Source organism: Sporosarcina luteola, assembly GCF_023715245.1.
Lineage (GTDB): Bacteria > Bacillota > Bacilli > Bacillales_A > Planococcaceae > Sporosarcina > Sporosarcina luteola_C.
Genome location: NZ_JAMBNV010000010.1, coordinates 1 through 1,392, shown reverse-complemented (window position 1 = coordinate 1,392; position 1,392 = coordinate 1). Strand labels below are relative to the sequence as shown.

Below are 1,392 nucleotides of genomic sequence, written 5' to 3'. Positions count from 1 at the left end.
TGAGATTTCCCATTACGCAAGTAAGTAAGATCCCTCAAAGAAGATGAGGTGGATAGGTCCGGGGTGGAAGCGTGGCGACACGTGCAGCTGACGGATACTAATCGATCGAGGACTTAACCTTAAGTTACTTAAGTACGGTTGAACTTGAAGTTCAGCAACAATGTCTGTTTTATCCGGTTTTGAACGAATAAGTATCGTTCGAAGTATTTTTATAAAAAAAGTACTTGTAAATCTATAGAGAATTGGTATAATGATTAATGTCCTTGAAAAGGATGTTACAAGTCTGGTGACGACGGCGAAGAGGTCACACCCGTTCCCATACCGAACACGGAAGTTAAGCTCTTCAGCGCCGATGGTAGTAGGGGGCTTCCCCCTGTGAGAGTAGGACGTCGCCGGGCTTGTCAATTCCCTATAGGAATTACAATTGGAGGATTAGCTCAGCTGGGAGAGCACCTGCCTTACAAGCAGGGGGTCGGCGGTTCGAACCCGTCATCCTCCACCATATTATTTTTATATACCTTTTATGTGCCGGTGTAGCTCAGTTGGTAGAGCAACTGACTTGTAATCAGTAGGTCGTGGGTTCGACTCCTATCGCCGGCACCACTTTTTCCGAGCCATTAGCTCAGTTGGTAGAGCATCTGACTTTTAATCAGAGGGTCGCAGGTTCGAATCCTGCATGGCTCACCATTTTTTATTGCTCGATTTTGATTTTAATATGCGGGTGTGGTGGAACTGGCAGACACGCTAGACTTAGGATCTAGTGCCGTAAGGCGTGGGGGTTCGACTCCCTTCACCCGCACTTTTTTTCGCGGAAGTAGTTCAGTGGTAGAATACGACCTTGCCAAGGTCGGGGTCGCGGGTTCGAATCCCGTCTTCCGCTCCATTTACTTGCGCCGGGGTGGCGGAACTGGCAGACGCACAGGACTTAAAATCCTGCGGTAGGTGACTACCGTACCGGTTCGATTCCGGTTCTCGGCACCATCACTGTGTCTCATTTAAATGAATAGGCGCCCGTAGCTCAATTGGATAGAGCGTCTGACTACGGATCAGAAGGTTGTGGATTCGACTTCTGCCGGGCGCGCCATTAACTTTATAAATATCGGGAAGTAGCTCAGCTTGGTAGAGCACTTGGTTTGGGACCAAGGGGTCGCAGGTTCGAATCCTGTCTTCCCGACCACTTTTTATTCCGGGGCCTTAGCTCAGCTGGGAGAGCGCCTGCCTTGCACGCAGGAGGTCAGCGGTTCGATCCCGCTAGGCTCCACCATATGAACCTTGAAAACTGAACAGCAAAACGTCAACAAATAAAGTTCTGGAGCCGACTCTGTCGGTGAAAAGAACAAACGAATCTTCGGATTCAAATTGACATCTTAATTGATGCCAGCAAGAAACTCG

General features: G+C 48.9%; 9 tRNA genes and 2 rRNA genes. All 11 read left to right on the top strand.

Going from position 1 to position 1,392, the window contains the following annotated elements:
- Nucleotides 1-121, top strand: a 23S ribosomal RNA gene (locus tag M3152_RS17725); the annotation flags it as partial.
- A 161-nt stretch (nt 122-282) separates the two neighbouring features.
- Nucleotides 283-398 (top strand): 5S ribosomal RNA (rrf, locus tag M3152_RS17720).
- 28 nt (nt 399-426) lie between these two features.
- Nucleotides 427-502 (top strand) — tRNA-Val (locus M3152_RS17715).
- 25 nt (nt 503-527) lie between these two features.
- Nucleotides 528-603, top strand: a tRNA-Thr gene (locus M3152_RS17710).
- A gap of 8 nt (nt 604-611) precedes the next feature.
- Nucleotides 612-687 (top strand) — tRNA-Lys (locus tag M3152_RS17705).
- 30 nt (nt 688-717) lie between these two features.
- Nucleotides 718-799: transfer RNA gene (locus M3152_RS17700), tRNA-Leu, on the top strand.
- Between the two features lie 9 nt (nt 800-808).
- Nucleotides 809-883: transfer RNA gene (locus M3152_RS17695), tRNA-Gly, on the top strand.
- Nucleotides 884-892: 9 nt separating this feature from the next.
- Nucleotides 893-981 (top strand) — tRNA-Leu (locus M3152_RS17690).
- Between the two features lie 26 nt (nt 982-1,007).
- A tRNA-Arg gene (locus M3152_RS17685) sits at nt 1,008-1,084 on the top strand.
- 16 nt (nt 1,085-1,100) lie between these two features.
- Nucleotides 1,101-1,177: transfer RNA gene (locus tag M3152_RS17680), tRNA-Pro, on the top strand.
- Nucleotides 1,178-1,188: 11 nt separating this feature from the next.
- A tRNA-Ala gene (locus M3152_RS17675) sits at nt 1,189-1,264 on the top strand.
- Nucleotides 1,265-1,392: the final 128 nt, after the last annotated feature.